Source organism: Candidatus Accumulibacter propinquus (genome assembly GCF_056856495.1).
In genome coordinates, this window is sequence record NZ_JBSEHC010000004.1 from 328,024 (window position 1) to 346,220 (window position 18,197).

Here is an 18,197-nt window from a genome sequence, read left to right on the forward strand (position 1 = left end):
ACTCAGGTGCTGGACTTGTGCAGGTGTTGCAGGGAACGAATGTCTGCGAGAGGACGCAGCCGGGCGCTGGCGTCGCGCAGTTGTTCCGAGAAAGCGCGGGTCGCCACCGTCCGGCCGATAACCCCGGCGGCAACTGGTGATGCGACGGTCAAAGCGATGGCTGGGGCTGCCTGTTCGCGGATGGCTGCGATACGCTCGTCACCGCTGCTCCGCCGGTCGCGTTGCTCGCGCTCCTCGCGCTCCTCGCGGATTTCCTCGATCGTCTGGCCAAGTGGCGGAGCCTGGAACAGCGAGAAACTGGGCAGGCGCTCGTCGCTGCTGAGCTTGACCACACCCTGGCGGCCACTGACCCGCAAGTCGAGAAAGTGCGCGTCGGCCTGGCTCTGACGCACCGAACTCTGGACGAAGACTGCCGGGACGAAACCCAGTTCCCGGGTTTCTGAAGTCAGTCGGGTCTCGTAGGGGCTGACGGCAGCGATGTCGGTCCCGTTGCCTTCCGGATCGTTGAAGGCTCGTTCAAGTTGCGACGCCTCGACGGCACTGGTGACAAAGGCCGCGGGCTGGAACGGAATCGGTTGGCGCATGGAGTCATTCACGCGGGTTCCTGGCTGGAAGGCCAACGGACCGAGCCTGATCCCGGCAAGCAGCGACTCGGGTTGGTTGAAGTCGGGTGGCAGACCCGTCAATTCGGCTGCCGTGACCGTGATGGTTATCGTCGCGGTGGAGACATCGCCATCGGCATCGGTCAGGGTGTAGGTGAAGCTGTCGGGGCCGTGGTAGTCGGCGTCCGGGGTGTAGGTGAAGCTGCCGTCGGCGTTGACCACGACGGTGCCGTGGCTGGGTCCGGTGGCGAGCGCCCAGGTGTTGCCGCCATCCCCCGAGGGGGTGTCGTTGGGGGCCAGGGTCTGTCCGGTCAGCGCGCTGTCTTCGTCGGTGAGGAAGGTGTCGTCGACGGCGACCGGCAGGTCGTCGATGGGGTTGACGGTCAGGAGGGCGGTGGCGGTGGAGACATCGCCATCGGCATCGGTCAGGGTGTAGGTGAAGCTGTCGGGGCCGTGGTAGTCGGCGTCCGGGGTGTAGGTGAAGCTGCCGTCGGCGTTGACCACGACGCTGCCGTGGCTGGGTCCGGTGGCGAGTGCCCAGGTGTTGCCGCCATCCCCCGAGGGGGTGTCGTTGGGGGCCAGGGTCTGTCCGGTCAGCGCGCTGTCTTCGTCGGTGAGGAAGGTGTCGTCGACGGCGACCGGCAGGTCGTCGATGGGGTTGACGGTCAGGAGGGCGGTGGCGGTGGAGACATCGCCATCGGCATCGGTCAGGGTGTAGGTGAAGCTGTCGGGGCCGTGGTAGTCGGCGTCCGGGGTGTAGGTGAAGCTGCCGTCGGCGTTGACCACGACGGTGCCGTGGCTGGGTCCGGTGGCGAGCGCCCAGGTGTTGCCGCCATCCCCCGAGGGGGTGTCGTTGGGGGCCAGGGTCTGTCCGGTCAGCGCGCTGTCTTCGTCGGTGAGGAAGGTGTCGTCGACGGCGACCGGCAGGTCGTCGATGGGGTTGACGGTCAGGAGGGCGGTGGCGGTGGAGACATCGCCATCGGCATCGGTCAGGGTGTAGGTGAAGCTGTCGGGGCCGTGGTAGTCGGCGTCCGGGGTGTAGGTGAAGCTGCCGTCGGCGTTGACCACGACGCTGCCGTGGCTGGGTCCGGTGGCGAGTGCCCAGGTGTTGCCGCCATCCCCCGAGGGGGTGTCGTTGGGGGCCAGGGTCTGTCCGGTCAGCGCGCTGTCTTCGTCGGTGAGGAAGGTGTCGTCGACGGCGACCGGCAGGTCGTCGATGGGGTTGACGGTCAGGAGGGCGGTGGCGGTGGAGACATCGCCATCGGCATCGGTCAGGGTGTAGGTGAAGCTGTCGGGGCCGTGGTAGTCGGCGTCCGGGGTGTAGGTGAAGCTGCCGTCGGCGTTGACCACGACGCTGCCGTGGCTGGGTCCGGTGGCGAGCGCCCAGGTGTTGCCGCCATCCCCCGAGGGGGTGTCGTTGGGGGCCAGGGTCTGTCCGGTCAGCGCGCTGTCTTCGTCGGTGAGGAAGGTGTCGTCGACGGCGACCGGCAGGTCGTCGATGGGGTTGACGGTCAGGAGGGCGGTGGCGGTGGAGACATCGCCATCGGCATCGGTCAGGGTGTAGGTGAAGCTGTCGGGGCCGTGGTAGTCGGCGTCCGGGGTGTAGGTGAAGCTGCCGTCGGCGTTGACCACGACGCTGCCGTGGCTGGGTCCGGTGGCGAGCGCCCAGGTGTTGCCGCCATCCCCCGAGGGGGTGTCGTTGGGGGCCAGGGTCTGTCCGGTCAGCGCGCTGTCTTCGTCGGTGAGGAAGGTGTCGTCGACGGCGACCGGCAGGTCGTCGATGGGGTTGACGGTCAGGAGGGCGGTGGCGGTGGAGACATCGCCATCGGCATCGGTCAGGGTGTAGGTGAAGCTGTCGGGGCCGTGGTAGTCGGCGTCCGGGGTGTAGGTGAAGCTGCCGTCGGCGTTGACCACGACGGTGCCGTGGCTGGGTCCGGTGGCGAGCGCCCAGGTGTTGCCGCCATCCCCCGAGGGGGTGTCGTTGGGGGCCAGGGTCTGTCCGGTCAGCGCGCTGTCTTCGTCGGTGAGGAAGGTGTCGTCGACGGCGACCGGCAGGTCGTCGATGGGGTTGACGGTCAGGAGGGCGGTGGCGGTGGAGACATCGCCATCGGCATCGGTCAGGGTGTAGGTGAAGCTGTCGGGGCCGTGGTAGTCGGCGTCCGGGGTGTAGGTGAAGCTGCCGTCGGCGTTGACCACGACGCTGCCGTGGCTGGGTCCGGTGGCGAGCGCCCAGGTGTTGCCGCCATCCCCCGAGGGGGTGTCGTTGGGGGCCAGGGTCTGTCCGGTCAGCGCGCTGTCTTCGTCGGTGAGGAAGGTGTCGTCGACGGCGACCGGCAGGTCGTCGATGGGGTTGACGGTCAGGAGGGCGGTGGCGGTGGAGACATCGCCATCGGCATCGGTCAGGGTGTAGGTGAAGCTGTCGGGGCCGTGGTAGTCGGCGTCCGGGGTGTAGGTGAAGCTGCCGTCGGCGTTGACCACGACGGTGCCGTGGCTGGGTCCGGTGGCGAGCGCCCAGGTGTTGCCGCCATCCCCCGAGGGGGTGTCGTTGGGGGCCAGGGTCTGTCCGGTCAGCGCGCTGTCTTCGTCGGTGAGGAAGGTGTCGTCGACGGCGACCGGCAGGTCGTCGATGGGGTTGACGGTCAGGAGGGCGGTGGCGGTGGAGACATCGCCATCGGCATCGGTCAGGGTGTAGGTGAAGCTGTCGGGGCCGTGGTAGTCGGCGTCCGGGGTGTAGGTGAAGCTGCCGTCGGCGTTGACCACGACGGTGCCGTGGCTGGGTCCGGTGGCGAGCGCCCAGGTGTTGCCGCCATCCCCCGAGGGGGTGTCGTTGGGGGCCAGGGTCTGTCCGGTCAGCGCGCTGTCTTCGTCGGTGAGGAAGGTGTCGTCGACGGCGACCGGCAGGTCGTCGATGGGGTTGACGGTCAGGAGGGCGGTGGCGGTGGAGACATCGCCATCGGCATCGGTCAGGGTGTAGGTGAAGCTGTCGGGGCCGTGGTAGTCGGCGTCCGGGGTGTAGGTGAAGCTGCCGTCGGCGTTGACCACGACGGTGCCGTGGCTGGGTCCGGTGGCGAGCGCCCAGGTGTTGCCGCCATCCCCCGAGGGGGTGTCGTTGGGGGCCAGGGTCTGTCCGGTCAGCGCGCTGTCTTCGTTGGTGAGGAAGGTGTCGTCGACGGCGACCGGCAGGTCGTCGATGGGGTTGACGGTCAGGAGGGCGGTGGCGGTGGAGACATCGCCATCGGCATCGGTCAGGGTGTAGGTGAAGCTGTCGGGGCCGTGGTAGTCGGCGTCCGGGGTGTAGGTGAAGCTGCCGTCGGCGTTGACCACGACGCTGCCGTGGCTGGGTCCGGTGGCGAGCGCCCAGGTGTTGCCGCCATCCCCCGAGGGGGTGTCGTTGGGGGCCAGGGTCTGTCCGGTCAGCGCGCTGTCTTCGTCGGTGAGGAAGGTGTCGTCGACGGCGACCGGCAGGTCGTCGATGGGGTTGACGGTCAGGAGGGCGGTGGCGGTGGAGACATCGCCATCGGCATCGGTCAGGGTGTAGGTGAAGCTGTCGGGGCCGTGGTAGTCGGCGTCCGGGGTGTAGGTGAAGCTGCCGTCGGCGTTGACCACGACGGTGCCGTGGCTGGGTCCGGTGGCGAGCGCCCAGGTGTTGCCGCCATCCCCCGAGGGGGTGTCGTTGGGGGCCAGGGTCTGTCCGGTCAGCGCGCTGTCTTCGTCGGTGAGGAAGGTGTCGTCGACGGCGACCGGCAGGTCGTCGATGGGGTTGACGGTCAGGAGGGCGGTGGCGGTGGAGACATCGCCATCGGCATCGGTCAGGGTGTAGGTGAAGCTGTCGGGGCCGTGGTAGTCGGCGTCCGGGGTGTAGGTGAAGCTGCCGTCGGCGTTGACCACGACGGTGCCGTGGCTGGGTCCGGTGGCGAGCGCCCAGGTGTTGCCGCCATCCCCCGAGGGGGTGTCGTTGGGGGCCAGGGTCTGTCCGGTCAGCGCGCTGTCTTCGTCGGTGAGGAAGGTGTCGTCGACGGCGACCGGCAGGTCGTCGATGGGGTTGACGGTCACGTCGACGGTGGTGGTTTCCTCGACGCCACCGGAAGTGACCGTGTAGGTGAAGCTGTCGGAGCCGTGGTAGTCGGCGTCCGGGGTGTAGGTGAGCGTGCCGTCGGCAGCGAAAGCGACGCTGCCGTGGGCGCCCTGGGTCACCGCGCTGACGACGCGGCCGGCGTTCTCGAAGTTGTCGGCACTCGCCCCGTGACTGCCGGTGATCGCGTTGAAACTGATCGGGGTGTCTTCGTCGGTGATGACGGTGTCGGCCACGATGTCCGCGACCGGGGTGACGGCGATGGCCAGCGTATCGGTGTCGGTCAGCACGCCGTCGGTGGTGGCGATCGTGAGGTCGAGACTGCCGGCGCCGGTATTGAAGTCGGCGGTCGGGGTGTACGTGAGCGAAGCCAGGGCCGCGTTGATCTGTGCCGTCGTGCCGGCGATCGTTACCGTGCCGCTGCCGTCGCCGGTGACCGTGGCGCCGCTGCCGCCCGTGACGGTCAGCGTGCCGCTGCCCGCCGGCAGGCTCAGGGTGGTCGAGAGACTGGCGTTGTCGACGTCGGCGACCGCGAGCCCGGTGATCACGAGGGGCGTGTCCTCGAGCGTGCTCTGGGCCAGGGGCAAGGTGTTGACCGGCAGGTCATTGACCGGGTTGACGGTCACGTCGACGGTGGTGGTTTCCTCGACGCCACCGGAAGTGACCGTGTAGGTGAAGCTGTCGGAGCCGTGGTAGTCGGCGTCCGGGGTGTAGGTGAGCGTGCCGTCGGCAGCGAAAGCGACGCTGCCGTGGGCGCCCTGGGTCACCGCGCTGACGACGCGGCCGGCGTTCTCGAAGTTGTCGGCACTCGCCCCGTGACTGCCGGTGATCGCGTTGAAACTGATCGGGGTGTCTTCGTCGGTGATGACGGTGTCGGCCACGATGTCCGCGACCGGGGTGACGGCGATGGCCAGCGTATCGGTGTCGGTCAGCACGCCGTCGGTGGTGGCGATCGTGAGGTCGAGACTGCCGGCGCCGGTATTGAAGTCGGCGGTCGGGGTGTACGTGAGCGAAGCCAGGGCCGCGTTGATCTGTGCCGTCGTGCCGGCGATCGTTACCGTGCCGCTGCCGTCGCCGGTGACCGTGGCGCCGCTGCCGCCCGTGACGGTCAGCGTGCCGCTGCCCGCCGGCAGGCTCAGGGTGGTCGAGAGACTGGCGTTGTCGACGTCGGCGACCGCGAGCCCGGTGATCACGAGGGGCGTGTCCTCGAGCGTGCTCTGGGCCAGGGGCAAGGTGTTGACCGGCAGGTCATTGACCGGGTTGACGGTCACGTCGACGGTGGTGGTTTCCTCGACGCCACCGGAAGTGACCGTGTAGGTGAAGCTGTCGGAGCCGTGGTAGTCGGCGTCCGGGGTGTAGGTGAGCGTGCCGTCGGCAGCGAAAGCGACGCTGCCGTGGGCGCCCTGGGTCACCGCGCTGACGACGCGGCCGGCGTTCTCGAAGTTGTCGGCGCTGGCGCCGTGACTGCCGGTGATCGCGTTGAAACTGATCGGGGTGTCTTCGTCGGTGATGACGGTGTCGGCCACGATGTCCGCGACCGGGGTGACGGCGATGGCCAGCGTATCGGTGTCGGTCAGCACGCCGTCGGTGGTGGCGATCGTGAGGTCGAGACTGCCGGCGCCGGTATTGAAGTCGGCGGTCGGGGTGTACGTGAGCGAAGCCAGGGCCGCGTTGATCTGTGCCGTCGTGCCGGCGATCGTTACCGTGCCGCTGCCGTCGCCGGTGACCGTGGCGCCGCTGCCGCCCGTGACGGTCAGCGTGCCGCTGCCCGCCGGCAGGCTCAGGGTGGTCGAGAGACTGGCGTTGTCGACGTCGGCGACCGCGAGCCCGGTGATCACGAGGGGCGTGTCCTCGAGCGTGCTCTGGGCCAGGGGCAAGGTGTTGACCGGCAGGTCATTGACCGGGTTGACGGTCACGTCGACGGTGGTGGTTTCCTCGACGCCACCGGAAGTGACCGTGTAGGTGAAGCTGTCGGAGCCGTGGTAGTCGGCGTCCGGGGTGTAGGTGAGCGTGCCGTCGGCAGCGAAAGCGACGCTGCCGTGGGCGCCCTGGGTCACCGCGCTGACGACGCGGCCGGCGTTCTCGAAGTTGTCGGCACTCGCCCCGTGACTGCCGGTGATCGCGTTGAAACTGATCGGGGTGTCTTCGTCGGTGATGACGGTGTCGGCCACGATGTCCGCGACCGGGGTGACGGCGATGGCCAGCGTATCGGTGTCGGTCAGCACGCCGTCGGTGGTGGCGATCGTGAGGTCGAGACTGCCGGCGCCGGTATTGAAGTCGGCGGTCGGGGTGTACGTGACCGAAGCCAGGGCCGCGTTGATCTGTGCCGTCGTGCCGGCGATCGTTACCGTGCCGCTGCCGTCGCCGGTGACCGTGGCGCCGCTGCCGCCCGTGACGGTCAGCGTGCCGCTGCCCGCCGGCAGGCTCAGGGTGGTCGAGAGACTGGCGTTGTCGACGTCGGCGACCGCGAGCCCGGTGATCACGAGGGGCGTGTCCTCGAGCGTGCTCTGGGCCAGGGGCAAGGTGTTGACCGGCAGGTCATTGACCGGGTTGACGGTCACGTCGACGGTGGTGGTTTCCTCGACGCCACCGGAAGTGACCGTGTAGGTGAAGCTGTCAGGGCCGTGGTAGTCGGCGTCCGGGGTGTAGGTGAGCGTGCCGTCGGCAGCGAAAGCGACGCTGCCGTGGGCGCCCTGGGTCACCGCGCTGACGACGCGACCGGCGTTCTCGAAGTTGTCGGCACTCGCCCCGTGACTGCCGGTGATCGCGTTGAAACTGATCGGGGTGTCTTCGTCGGTGATGACGGTGTCGGCCACGATGTCCGCGACCGGGGTGACGGCGATGGCCAGCGTATCGGTGTCGGTCAGCACGCCGTCGGTGGTGGCGATCGTGAGGTCGAGACTGCCGGCGCCGGTATTGAAGTCGGCGGTCGGGGTGTACGTGAGCGAAGCCAGGGCCGCGTTGATCTGTGCCGTCGTGCCGGCGATCGTTACCGTGCCGCTGCCGTCGCCGGTGACCGTGGCGCCGCTGCCGCCCGTGACGGTCAGCGTGCCGCTGCCCGCCGGCAGGCTCAGGGTGGTCGAGAGACTGGCGTTGTCGACGTCGGCGACCGCGAGCCCGGTGATCACGAGGGGCGTGTCCTCGAGCGTGCTCTGGGCCAGGGGCAAGGTGTTGACCGGCAGGTCATTGACCGGGTTGATGTTGACGACGATGCTGCCGCTGCCGGCGAGTTGTCCGCCGTTGCCCTGGTCGCGGCCGCCGCCGTCGGTTCCGCCGCCGGTAATGTTGGAATTCCGGTCATTGACTGTATAGGCGAGGGTTACCGAAGCGGGCGGGTCTTCGCTGGTGTTGCTGTATCCCAGGGCACGGATCACCGCATCCGCGGTGGCGGGCGTGGCGGCGACATTGAAGGTGATGGCGAGCGTGCCTGCCGCCTGGGTAAAGGTGCCGACGGTGGTTCCCGAGAGGATGACCAGGCCGCCTCCGGCGAGGGTCAGTGCTCCGGTGCCGGAGAACAGATCTTCGGCGTTTGCACCGCCTAACCGCTGCAGGGTCAGGGTGGCTCGGTCCCAGTTGGCGCCATCGAGCTCGGGGTCGGTCAACTGGACGTTGTTGTCGATCTGGATCGCTGCGCCATTCTCGGTGTAGGGATTGAGCGAGGTCGCGTCGAGACCGCTGAAGCCGGGGGCGTCGTTGACCGGTGTGACGTTGACGGTCGTGGTCGCGACGAGCGAGGTCTGCTGACCGTTGGCGGCGGCCTCGGAATTGACGTCGCGCACGGACCACGAAATCGTCCTCGTCCCGGCTCCGGGATTGTCCGAGCTCGAGTCGAAGCCGATCGATCGTAGCGCGGTCCGGTAGTCGTCGCGGCTCGCGGTGCCGGTGAGCGTCAGAATTCCGGTGCCAGGGGTGAATGTGCCGCTGATCCCGGGTTGGTCGCTGAAGTTGAGCCGGTCGCCAGCGACGAAACCAGCGCTGATCGAGATGACGGCGCGGTCGAGCTGAGTGTCGTCTATGTCGGCCAGGCTGAGCAAGGGTTCCAGCGTCACCGCCGCGGCATTCTCGAGGTAGTCCCGGGTGCTGCCGGCATCGGAAATGGTCGGCACGTCGTTGACCGGACGGACGACGGTGGTGATCGGAATGGTCGCTGCCGACCAGGTGTTGGTGCCGCCCAACTGCGCCGTGATGTCCGCCGAGGCGTTCAGCACCTGCGGCGAATCCGCCAGACGAACCGAGAGGCTGCCCGGTGTGCCGTGGTATTCGGCAACCGGCACGAAGCGCAGTTGCGCCGTGGTCGGCAGGATCAGCGCACTACCATCGGCCAGGCCGGCGGGAACCACAGTCCAGCTGCCGCCGCCATCGGTCGAGTACTCCCAGGCGCCTTGCGTCGCTGGATTCACGGCATTTCCGACGATGGCCATGCCACCCAGCGCCGTCGCCGAAGAACCAGCGGCGACGGTATCGGTGGCATCGGAGTAGTTTGCGCCGGTGATCAGTGCCGAAACGGCGGTGCCCGGCGGGTTGCCGGTGTCTTCGTCGACCGCCGCCAGAGTTGCTGTTCCGCTCGCCACGGGGGCGTCGTTGACGGCCGTGACGGCGGTGCTCAGGCCGACGGCATTGGCCAGGTTCGCGTAGACCGTCGTGCCGCCGGTTGCCCCGCCGGTGAGGTTCGGCCTGCTGCCAGAAGTGACGCCGCCGGCGGAATCGTCAATCAGACGCACGCTGAGCTGTCCCGGCGTGCCGTTCCAGTTGGCGGTCGGCAGAAAACGTAGCGCGTCGGTCGTTTTGAGCAGGAAAGACGAGGTGAGCGATAGTGTCGGCAGGTCAGTCCAGCCGCCGCCGCTGTCGTACTGCCACTTGCCTTGTGCCGGCGTGGCGGCATTGGTGACGATTGCCACACCGGCGAGGCCGTTGGCGGTCGAGCCGCCCGTCTGGGTGTCGGTGGTGTCGGAAAAAACCGGGGTGAACAGGCTGCTGACCGTATTCCCCGGCGGATTGGCCGTATCCTCCAGCACGGCTGTCAGCGTCGTCGTCGCTGCCGTGCGCCTCGGCGCGTCGTTGACCGGACTGATGGTGATCAGGACCGTCTCGCTATCGGATTTCGCGCCGCCGGTGCCGGTATTGCCCTGGTCATCGACGGTGACGGTCAATACCTGCTCGTTGCCACCACCAACAGTGTTGATATTGGCGGTTGGGGTGAAACGCAGGGTCGAAAGGGCGGCGTTGATGGCGGCCTTGGTACCGGTGAAGACCATCTTCGTGTCGGTGGTGCCGTCACCGGTACTGAAGCTCAGGCCGGCAATGCTGGCGAGGCTGATCGTGCCCTTGGGTGAGCCGCCCAGATCGAGGGTAATCTTTTCGACGAGACCAAAATCGTCGCTGTCAATGAAAGAGATTCCGGCCACGGCATTGTTGCTGCTGTCCTCATTGACCGTCAGCGTGGGCGGCACCGTCAGCACGGGCGCTTCATTGACGTTGGAGGAGTGGATGTTGAAGCTGCCGCTGCGCGTGTTGTTGCCGGTCACGCCGACGCCTTCGGCACCGTTGTCAAGGTCATTGACAGTGACGCTGACCAGCACCGTAGCGTCGAGGTTGGGGTCGGCGGGGGTGTAGGTCATCTGGTTGAGCGTCGCCTGCACATCGGCAGTCGAACCCCTCACCACCACCGTCGCGGTGCCGTTGCCGGTCAGCGTCGCGCCACCCTGGGGAACAAACGAGATCGTGCCGTAGGCTGCTCCGATCAGTGTCGAGGCAACCGTCACCTCAACGTCATCGGTGGCGCCCTGAGCGATGTCGACTGCGTCACCTACGGCAAACCCGCTGTTGATCGAGAGGCTGACGCCGCTGCTCAGTGTTTGATCGGTCGGGACGTTCAGCGTCGGCTGGTCGTTGACCGGCACCAGGGTGATGGTGTTATCGACCACTGCGGTCTTCTGGCCGTCTGCGTGCGTGAAATCGGCGATCGTCGTGCGCAGGTAGAGATTGCCGTTGCCAACGCCCGGATCGTTGTAGTTCGCCGCTCCGGCGAACTTGAGATCGTTCAACGCCACCTGCACTTCGGCCAGCGATCCGGTCAGCGTGATCGTGTTGCTGCCGTCGCCGGTGGCCGCGGTCAGCCCGCTGGTCGCGCCGAGGATCAGTCGCCCTTGCGTGCCGGCATTGGCCAGCGTCGTGTGTCCGGCGTCGCTGTAGAGCTCGACGGTTACCGTGACATCCTGGTCGAAACTGTCGGCGTCGGACAGGGCAAAACCGGCAAGCGTCAGCTGCGCATCCTCGTTCACCGCGTAGGCGCTGGCATTGTCAATCGTCGGCGGATCGTTGAAGTTGGATGCCCGCAGTGCGATATCCTTGCTGACGCGATTGTTGGTCGCATCCATGGCGCTGCCGTCGGCGTTGAGCGGAGCCGGGCCGCCGTTGGCGCCGATGGTCAGCGTGCCGGTATTGTCACGCGAGCGATCGTCGGCCGTGACGCGGATCTTGTAATTGCTCACGTCGGCGTCGCCACCAAAGGCGACGGTCAGCGAAGCCAGGACGGCGTCGACCTGGGCCTTGCTACCCTGCACGATCAGTGAATTGCTGGTCTTGCCGGAAAAGAAGGCATTGGCCCCCACCGGGTCGGCAGCAGCGTAGTTCAGTTGTGCGGCAGCGACCGGCGAGTCGGCGTTGTCAAGCACCTGCACTTCGACGCGGACGAAATCCGCTTCGCCGGCGCTGATGCCGTCCGCCAGGTCGACGTCGGCCAACGTCACGCCAGTGATCGCGGTGGTGGACGCGCCTGTGGCAAAGGCATCGAGGCTGGCCGGTGCGCTCAGGGTGGGCACATCGTTGCGTGGGGTGATCTCGATGAGGTAAATGGAAGGCACGGCTGCAGGGGGGGGCTGCTGCGGATAGACGTCGGTGTCGCTGACCCGCCAGTCGCCGTCGCTGACCAGATAGCTGAACGAGTCGGTCGACGTTTCCGTGCCGCCGTGTTTGTAGGTGATCGCGCCGCTGTCGAGGTCGGCCTGGGTGAACGCCGAACCAACGCCGAGCAGCGCGCCGCCACGCAGCAACTGGCCGTGGACCGGCGCAGCCATGACCCGATACTGGCGTTGTATCGATGAGTTGTCGTTGTCGCCAAATACCAGATGCGCCCCGGTTGCCGGCGTTGGTACACCCGAACCCGTGACGCCGCCAATCGTCACATAGCTCGTTGCACCGGCAATCGTTACCGTCGCTCCCTCCTGGATCGCGCCGGCCTCGCCGCTGATCGGTTGCGACTTCGAGAAATAGGTGGGTGCGTCGTTCACCGGAGAGATGGTGATCGGCATGGTCACTTCCGCGCCGGTGCTCAACTGGTTGGTTGCGGTAGCGATGGCGATGCCCTGATCGTCGATCGGTACCAGCTTGAAGGAGTCGGTGAAACTTTCGCTGCCGTTGTGAGTGTACTGAAGTTCTCCCGCCGCAAGCTGCGCCGCGCTGACCACCGTAACGTTGAGGGTCACCAGCACGCTATCCAGCGTCAGGCTGCCGTGCGCGACATTGCCGGTGATGCGGAAGCTGAGGAGGTTATCGATCGCATGGCCGGTTTCCGGAAGCAGGTCTGAAACCGAGTTGTCTGCGTCTGCCAGATGGATGTGCGTATCGGTGACGGAAAAGCTGCCGCCTTCCACGACCAGTTGGCCGCTTGTGGTCGCCTGTGGGGTATCGTTCTGCGGCGTGATGGTGAAATGGAAGGATTGGAGCGGGTTGCTCGTCTTGTCGCCGTCCGAAACCGAATAGCTGAACTCGTCGACGAAATCCTCGCCACCGGCATGGGTGAAGCCGACCCGGCCGTCGATGACATCCTGCTGCGTAAAGGACTGGCCGACGGACAGCGACGTGCCGTTCAGCTTCAGCGACCCGCTGGTCGGCAGAGAAGCCAGGCGATACACCAGTTCGGCGGGGATGTTGTCGGGATCCGTGGCGTGCAGCATCACCGGGGTGAGCGTCTCGTTGCCGCTCTCGAGCAGGCTCGCACTATTGCTTCCGTCGACGACGGGCACCTGGTTTACCGGCAGGTTGGACGGTGGCGACGGCCCGTCACCGGTTTCGGGTGGTGCGGAAACGGGAATGGTGATGTTGAAACTGTTGACGGTCAGGGTGTCCGTCCCCGGATCATAGATGCCGCCATCGCGCAGGGTGGGATAGATCCGCTGGCCACCGTCCTTGACCGTGAAATTGATGCTGTCGGTTCTGGCCGTAGTCGATCGGCTGAAGTAAACCAGGTCGCCGTTGTCGATATTGGCCTGCGTGAAACTGGTGCCGGGGGTCAGCGTCAGCCCGTTGAGAGTGAAATAACCCAGCGAGGGGTCGGGGACGCTGGTCAGCGTGTAGGTCAGCGCAGTATCCGCCGAGTCCGTATCGGTGACCCGCAGCATCGCCGGGGTGATGGTCAGCGCGGCGCTGCCTAGAATCTGGGTGACGTCGGTGGCGAGGACCGGATCATCGTCATTGGGATGAATGACGAGGTCGACCGTTCCCGAAGCGCTGGCCGGGGTCGCGGTGCCGCCACCGCCGTCGACGACCTTGATGTCGAAACCGTCGGCCACGCTCTCGCTGCCGTCGTGACTGTAGGTCAGTTTGCTGATGTCGCTGACGAAGAACGGCACGCCGACGCTGGCGGAGATGATCGGAATGCCATCGTAGGACAGCGTGCCATGGCTGGGCAAACTGGTGATCTGGTAGGTGCTGATCACCTCGCCCTCGGGGTCGCTGACGGTGATCGCGCCCCGCGCCGTGCCGATGGTGGGCAAGAGCCCGTTGTTGTCCAGTCGGACGCCGGATTCGCCTTCAATCACGGTGATCCTGCCGCCGACAACGGGTGCCTGGTTGACCGGCGTGATCATGACGCTCACCGGTTGATTGACGATCAGGCCTCCGGCGCCGTCGTCCACGGTAATCCCGAAGGAATCGCTACTTGGGGCCAGCACCTGCGACCCGTCGTGGGTGTAGGTCAGCGCATGGATCTGCGCCACCGAAAACGTTGCCCCGACTGCCAGTTCGACGCCGCCGATCTTGAGCACGCCGTGTCCCGGGAGCGCGGCGATCTTGACGATTGTCTGCTCCGCACGGGTATCGACATCGCTCAGCCCGAGTTGGGTCTGGGTGAAGCCGTTACCCACCGTGCTTGCCGCATCCATGGTGACCGAGCCCCCTTCGGGGACCGTCGGTACCGTGCCGCCACCGATCGCCGGCGGGTCATTGACCGCCGAGACCCCGAAGTTGGTGACGCTGAGCGTGGTCGGGCCATCGTGGTTTACCAGGTCGTCGATGCTGATGTCGATCTGCGGCGAGTAACCGGCAATGCCCGAGTTCTGATTCGCCGTCGGAGCAAAGCTCATGCCGTTCAAGGCGGCGTTGATCTGCAGGGCGGTGCCGGCAATGGTCACGCTGCTGCTGTGGTCGCCGCTGACCGTGGCTCCGGAACCGGTGGCGACAGTCAGCGTTCCGCCGGTAACCGCCAGCGTTGCCTGCATCGATATTGGATTGTCCGCATCGGCGACACTGATTCCGTTTAGCGTCAGGGCCGTGTCTTCGGGCGTGGCGCGTGTGGTGGTGACGCTGTCGGTGATGGTCGGTGCTGTGGTCAGCAGGTCGCCGAATGCGGACCAGGACAGGGAATGGGTCTCGATGACCCCGACCCCCGCTTCGAGAACCCAGTTGCCGCGCCGCCCCGCTGCGCCGGTGTCATCGAGCGAAGCCGCGACGTCGGCGCCGGTCGCTGCTGCCAGGGCAGCCATGAACTGACGTCCGTTTTCGTCGGCGGCGACCTCGCAGCCATAAAGCAGCAGGTCGGCGTTGCTCGTCAACTGCGCGCCGATTCGCGCCAGTTCGCCAACCGCCGTGCCCAGATGCGCGCCGTCGACCCGCCAGCCGGCGAGGTTGAGTCGCCCGGCAGCGCCGTGCGAAACCAGGTGCACGGCCGAGAAGTCGCCGCCACGCTGTTCGAGTTCGCTGGCGATCCGCGCCAGCGGTGCGCTGGCCGGGTCGAGGTAAACGATTTCCAGTCCAGGCGGCACTTCTGCCACCAGTGACTGCCAGTTGCTGATCGCCTGGTCAACGAAAGCGATTTCCTTCGTCGCCTCTGGCAGTTGCTGCGGCGCCGCGGTCTTTTCCGTCGGGTGTGACGGCGAGCGATCGTTGCCAGGGTGCGCTGGAACAGGCGCATCGTCGGCTGGCTGGGTGTTCTCCGGGGGGCGATACGCTTCGGCAGCCGCGGCGGGTAGCGCCGCGTCGAACAGGATGCGGGGCTCGAGGGCGATGGCCTGCGTGCGCGGTGCGAAGTGATGGGCGCGGCGGGTGGGCGGGGTCGTTTTGCGCACGGCGTCTTCCTCGAAAGTCAACTACGGAAACAGGTTTGCAACGAGGGGGTATCCAGCGGTCCCGGTGGCCACCACGAGGCTCCCGTTGCCCACTCTTCCTGGCGGCAAGAAGGCGCTAGTACAGCCCATGCGCATCATTCAAACGCGCACTGTCAGGTCAAGTTGCGGGGGGATCCTCAGTCTGAATGCACGGCGTTGCTTTGAGCCAGGACGTGCGATTCTACACGATCGATCCCATGACCCACATCAAGCAAAAGGCCAATCCGTGGATTGGCCTTTTGCTTGATTCTGTTGGCACGCCCGGAGCGATTCGAACGCCCGACCCCTTGGTTCGTAGCCAAGTACTCTATCCAGCTGAGCTACGGGCGCCTTGCCGTGTTTGAGCGCGAGATTATACCCAGCCGCCTCGCCGCACTCAAGCACTATTTGACTATTGGTAGCGCGTAGCCAGCGCTCTGGCGGCAGGGGCGCACCGATCGGCGGTTCAACACAGTGCTCGTTCGACAATCTCGCGCACGTCCGAGGACAGCGTTGCGCAGCTGCGCAGGCTTTCCAGCGCTGCACGCGCGTGTTCCTGACGGCCGCTGTCGAACTTGCGCCAGCGGTCGAATCGTCTAGCCAGGCGGGCCGCGACCTGTGGGTTGATGGGATCGAGCTGACCGATCTGTTCGACGAGGAAACGGTAGCCGCTGCCGTCGGCGGCGTGAAAACGGACGTGGTTGTTGCCGAAGGTGTTGAGCAGCGCGTAGACCTTGTTCGGGTTGTGCAGGTCGAAGGCCGGGTGCGTCAGCAGTTCGCGGACCACCGTCAACGTGGCTGGCAGACGGCTCGACGCCTGCACCGCCAGCCACTTGTCGACCACCAGGGCTTCGCCATGCCAACGTTCGTAGAAAGCGGCCAGGGCCTGCGCGCGTTCCTCGCAGTCGTCCTGGGCGAGTGTGCCGAGGGCCGCGAACTGGTCGCTCATGTTGTCCGCAGACGCGAACTGATGCAGCGCCAGCGCGCGTGATTCGGCGCTGGCGAGTTCTCCGAGGTAGCCCAGGCAGAGGTTGCGCAGGGCCCGCCGTCCGGTGGCGGTCGGCGTCGCCTGATAGGGTCCGGTGGCTGCCAGCGCGTCGTAGCATTGCCGCAACTCGGCGCCCAGGTGTTTGGCGAGAAAGCGGCGCAGGCCATTACGGGCCGCGTGCAGCGCGTCCGGGTCGACGGTGGACATTTCTTCGGCGAGCGTGGCTTCGCCGGGCAGCGTCAGCACTTCGGCGGCGAAAGCGGGGTCGTCGCCGGCACGCAGCAGGACCTGCCGCGCGGCCGCGGCGAAGCTCTGCGGCCAGTCTGCCGCGCGGCCGGCGGCATGGTCGGCGGCGGCCGCCAGGATCAGTCGGCCGGCCAGGCGTTGTCCGGCTTCCCAGCGGTTGAAGGGGTCGCTGTCGTGCGCCAGCAGGTGGCTCAGGTCCGCATTCTGCCAGTCGTAATCGAGCACCACCGGCGCCGAGAAGTCGCGCAGCAGGGAGGGTACCGGAGCCGCTGGCAGATCCTGGAACACGAACTGCTGCTCGGCGGCGGTGAGCGAGAGGACGCGCGTCGTCTGGCCGCCAGCCGCTGCGCTTTCTCCGGCCAGCCGGATCGGCAGGTCTTTTCCGTCCGGCCCGACCAGGCCGATGGCCACCGGAATGTGGAAGGGTGGGCCGGGATCGGCTGCCGTCGGCCGCGACTGCGACAGGGTCAGGAGGTAGCGCTGTGTGCCGGCGTCGAAGTCACCGCGGGCGCGCAGTTGCGGTGTGCCGGCGTAGTCGTACCAGTGCTTGAACTGCGTCAGGTCCACCCCCGATGCATCGGACATGGCGGCGACGAAGTCGTCGCAGGTGACGGCCTGGCCGTCATGGCGCTCGAAGTAGAGATCCATGCCGCGCCGGAACGCGGGCTTGCCGATCAGGGTCTGGATCATGCGCACCACTTCGGCGCCCTTTTCGTAGACCGTGCTGGTGTAGAAGTTGTTGATCTCGATGTACGCGTCGGGACGCACCGGGTGCGCCATCGGACCCGCGTCTTCGGGAAACTGGGCGGCGCGCAGCGCGCGCACGTCGCGGATGCGGGTGACCGCACGGCTGTGCATATTGGCACCGAACTCCTGATCCCGGAAGACGGTGAGCCCTTCCTTCAGCGAGAGTTGGAACCAGTCGCGACAGGTGACGCGGTTGCCGGTCCAGTTGTGGAAGTATTCATGCGCGACGACGCGGTCGATATTCTGGTAGTCGCCATCGGTGGCGGTGTCGGCGCGCGCCAGCACGTACTTGGTGTTGAAGATGTTCAACCCCTTGTTTTCCATCGCTCCCATGTTGAAGTCGCCGACGGCGACGATCATGTAGTGGTCGAGGTCGCATTCAAGACCGAAAACGTCCTCGTCCCAGCGCATCGCGCGTCGCAGGGCATCCATCGCGTGCGCGCACTGGTCGAGCTTGCCGGGCTCGACGAACACCGAGAGGGCGACGCTACGGCCGCTGGCGGTGGTGAGCTGGTCGCGCAGCACGTCGAGGCGCGCGGCGACCAGCGCGAAAAGGTAACAGGGCTTGGGAAAGGGGTCTTCCCAGCGGGCCCAGTGGCGACCGTCGGCCTCGTCGCCGCTGCCGACCGGATTGCCGTTGGCCAGCAGCACCGGCAGGCTGGCCTTGTCGGCGTGCAGTGTCACGACATAGCGCGACATGATGTCCGGGCGGTCGGGGAACCAGGTGATGCGACGAAAACCCTGTGCCTCGCACTGCGTGAAATAGCCGTCCTTCGAGCGATAGAGCCCCGACAGGCTGGTGTTGTGGTCCGGATTGATGCGTACCAGCGTCTGCAGCGTCAGCGACTCGGGTGGGTTGTCGATGGTCAGCGTGGAATCGCTGCAGGTGTAGCGGTCCTTGCCGAGCGCCTGGCCATCGATCGCCACCGCGAGCGTTTCGAGTTCATGGCCGTCGAGTTGCATGGGTTGTCCGGGCGGCACGGCGGGATTGCGGTGCAGGCGCAACGCACTGTTGACCAGGACCTCGCCGCGGTGGAACTGCACGTCGAGTTGCACGTGCTCGACCAGGAAGGGCGGTGGGGTGTAGTCCAGGCGAAAGATCTTGTGCGGGGTTTCGGTTTGCATGGGTTCTCCGTGTCTGCCCGGCGCTCGGGATCTGCAGGCGCGCCGGCGTGGGGCCA

The 18,197-nt window shown here is 66.7% G+C and carries 2 protein-coding genes and 1 tRNA gene; all 3 read right to left on the reverse strand.

The window, feature by feature from the left end; genetic code table 11:
• Positions 1 to 2: 2 nt before the first annotated feature.
• The 3 genes from AC15MQ_RS17530 to pepN all read right to left on the reverse strand — a co-directional run bounded on the left by AC15MQ_RS17530 (position 3) and on the right by pepN (position 18,141).
• The gene (locus AC15MQ_RS17530) at positions 3 to 15,017 is read right to left on the reverse strand and encodes an Ig-like domain-containing protein (RefSeq protein WP_483080813.1); all 15,015 of its coding nucleotides are present in this window, start codon (positions 15,015 to 15,017) and stop codon (positions 3 to 5) included.
• Between the two features lie 292 nt (positions 15,018 to 15,309).
• Positions 15,310 to 15,386, reverse strand: a tRNA-Arg gene (locus AC15MQ_RS17535).
• 115 nt (positions 15,387 to 15,501) lie between these two features.
• The gene (gene pepN, locus AC15MQ_RS17540) at positions 15,502 to 18,141 is read right to left on the reverse strand and encodes an aminopeptidase N (RefSeq protein ID WP_483080814.1); all 2,640 of its coding nucleotides are present in this window, start codon (positions 18,139 to 18,141) and stop codon (positions 15,502 to 15,504) included.
• Between the last annotated feature and the right edge of the window lie 56 nt (positions 18,142 to 18,197).

Bases quoted from the DNA above. Each gene is read 5' to 3' on its own strand.
- pepN (WP_483080814.1), bottom strand. From the start codon at position 18,141: ATGCAAACCGAAACCCCGCACAAGATCTTTCGCCTGGACTACACCCCA.